This is a genomic window from Halomonas sp. 707B3, assembly GCF_024158645.1.
Taxonomy (GTDB): Bacteria; Pseudomonadota; Gammaproteobacteria; order Pseudomonadales; family Halomonadaceae; genus Vreelandella; species Vreelandella lionensis.
Genome location: NZ_JAMZBE010000253.1, coordinates 1 through 2,545, shown reverse-complemented (window position 1 = coordinate 2,545; position 2,545 = coordinate 1). Strand labels below are relative to the sequence as shown.

The 2,545-nt window shown below is 58.7% G+C and carries 3 protein-coding genes; 2 read left to right on the top strand and 1 reads right to left on the bottom strand.

Annotated features, from left to right (window positions below; genetic code table 11):
• Both BIS10_RS18300 and BIS10_RS18295 read left to right on the top strand, forming a co-directional pair.
• Positions 1–637: zinc-binding alcohol dehydrogenase family protein (locus BIS10_RS18300; protein ID WP_253507568.1), on the top strand; the 637-nt coding region annotated here is incomplete at its 5' end.
• Positions 638–748: 111 nt separating this feature from the next.
• Positions 749–1,552 carry a helix-turn-helix transcriptional regulator gene (locus tag BIS10_RS18295; protein WP_253507565.1) on the top strand — a complete coding sequence of 268 codons (804 nt, stop codon included), beginning with the start codon at positions 749–751 and terminating at the stop codon, positions 1,550–1,552.
• A gap of 11 nt (positions 1,553–1,563) precedes the next feature.
• Here the strand turns inward: BIS10_RS18295 and BIS10_RS18290 are convergent, their stop codons facing one another.
• Positions 1,564–2,151 carry a TetR/AcrR family transcriptional regulator gene (locus tag BIS10_RS18290; RefSeq protein ID WP_253507562.1) on the bottom strand — a complete coding sequence of 196 codons (588 nt, stop codon included), beginning with the start codon at positions 2,149–2,151 and terminating at the stop codon, positions 1,564–1,566.
• Positions 2,152–2,545: the final 394 nt, after the last annotated feature.

The window sequence follows — 2,545 nt, the reverse complement described above, 5'->3', positions numbered from 1 at the left end:
GCCGTTAACCGCCATTACCGCCTGGGAACTGCTGTTCGACCGCCTAGAGCTGGGCATGCGCGACACCAAAGGCAAAACCCTGTTAGTGGTAGGCGCTGCGGGGGGTGTTGGCTCGATTCTGATTCAGCTCGCCAAGCAGCTCACCGATATCACCGTGATTGCGACGGCCTCTCGCCCGGAAAGCCAAGCCTGGGTCACGTCGTTAGGCGCGGATGCGGTGGTCGACCACCACCAGCCGCTGGATGAAGCGCTCAACGCCGCAGGCTACGAGCAGGTGGATATGGTGATCAGCCTGAACCAAACCGACCACCACTTTGAGGCGATCATCAATGCCTTGAAGCCCCAGGGTAAACTGGCGCTGATCGATGACCCGGAGCTGATCGACGTGCGCAAACTCAAGCTCAAGAGCCTGTCGCTGCACTGGGAGCTGATGTTCACGCGGCCGCTGTTTACCACCGAGGACATTGCCAAGCAGCACGATCTATTGAGTGAAGTCGCCGCCATGGTGGATAGCGGCCGTTTAACCACGACGCTGGGCGAGGTGCTTGGCCCCATCACTGCCGACAACCTAACGCGTGCTCACGCGCTGATCGAGAGCAATCGTACTGTAGGTAAGCTGGTGTTAGAGGGCTTCTAACCACGCGCACCGCTTATTTTAAGCGGACGTAAAGAGCGAGCCGTTGCACTCTTGGGCGCAAGGCGGCACATTAGCCGCACCGCCACCGCCCAAGAGCCTCGAGTCTCGCCCATGCATGATGAATTTGTGGCCAATTTGCGCCTGCTTTGCAGCTACTACCCCTCTATTGCCGACGTGTGTCGTCGCATGCCCATCAACCGGGCGCAGTTCAACCGCTACCTCAGCGGACGCTACTACCCCAGCCATGCCGCGCTCCAGCGTATTTGCCACTTTTTTGGCGTCACGCCGGACGACATTGCCATGCCCCACCACGATTTTCGGGCGCTGGTACAAACCGGCCAGCTCAATGCCGACAACGCGAGCACCTCGCTGCCCTGGCCCAACGCGCTAATTCAGCGCGGCAGCGAAGGCATGGAGCGCTATCTAGGGCGCTATTTCGAGCTTTATCACTCTATGTCGCGCCCCGGCTATTTAATGCGCACGCTGGTGTGTTTGGAAGAGCGAGAAGGTGGCGTGGTGTATCAGCGCACCGAGCGAATGCAGGTGGTGCCGGGGAAGCGCCCCTGCCATAACCGCTATGTCGGGGCGGCGGTCAAGCTGGCCGACCGGCTGTTTTTGGTCGACTACGAAACCCTCAACGGTCACGAGATCACCCAGACCATTCTATTCCCCAGCTTTCAAAGCCAGGTCACGCGGCTAACGGGCCTGAAAATGGGCGTGGCGGATAATAGCGAGCGCATGCCTTGCTGCGTGCGCGTGGTTTATCAACGCTTGGATGAGCAAATTAGCCTGCGAGACGCGCTGTCACAGTGCGGCTTGGTCGCGCTGGATGACGCGTCGCTGGATGCCTCGCTGCTCGCCGCCGTGAACAACGACGTGGCCAGCGGGGATTACCACTTCCGAGCCCGCCATTGATGCTTGGCAGGCTAGCGGGGGGCCAGTACGTGATCGAACAAAATGGCCTCGAAGTGTTCCATAGGAGCCAGAGATTTAAGCGTTTTGGCGCGCAGAATCGCCCCCTCCCAACCGGAGAGAATAAAGCTGGCCAGCGCCTCAGGAGCAACGGCGGTATTGATTGTGCCGTCGGCTTGGGCTTGGCTCAAGCAGGCCACAAAGCGCTTTTCCCAACGCTGAAACACCAAATTCAGGGCATCACGGAAGGTATCACTCTGCCCGGATAACTCCTGGCCCAGATTACCGATTAGGCAGCCGGTGGTGTGATCGCAGTCGAGCATATGGGCGCGCCCGGTGGCAAAGTAGCGGCGCAAACGCTCCAGGGGCGGCAGGGAGGGGTCTTCCAGCAGCGCCGCTAACGACACGTCGTAATCGTCGGCAAAGCGCTCAATGACCGCCAAGCCGAAATCTTCTTTGCTAGAAAAGTAGTGGTAGAACGAGCCTTTGGGGACACCGCAGGTTTTTAATACAGCATTGATACCCGTCGCGTTATAGCCCTGCTGGGCAATCAGCTCGGCACCAGAATCAATGAGTTTGTCGCGGGTGGCGGTGTTTTTCATAACGTCATACAGACCAGGGAGTCTATGGCTTTTCACATGAATGATGGCAGCTATTGCGCATTCCGTCAGCGTTTGGCGCGAAAAATGCCAACCCCCTTGGGTTGCACACTCTTTGCACAAAGCTTACCTAATCGCTGCGTGGCAATCGGTGATGCTAGCATGATACGCGCTCTTTTCTGGAATTTTCGCTCTCAGCCAACGGATAACGCCCGTCCATGACCCCCTCTCGCTCTTACGCTTTTTCTCAGCAAGGTCGCATCGGCTTCGGTGCTCTGGCAGCGCTATTGGTGTTTGTCGGTGGTTTAGCTCTCGCTTGGTGGATCGTTAGCCAGCCGCCACGGGTCGAGCGCCGCCCGCCGCCACCGCCAACGCCGCCTGTGGTCGATATCATCAC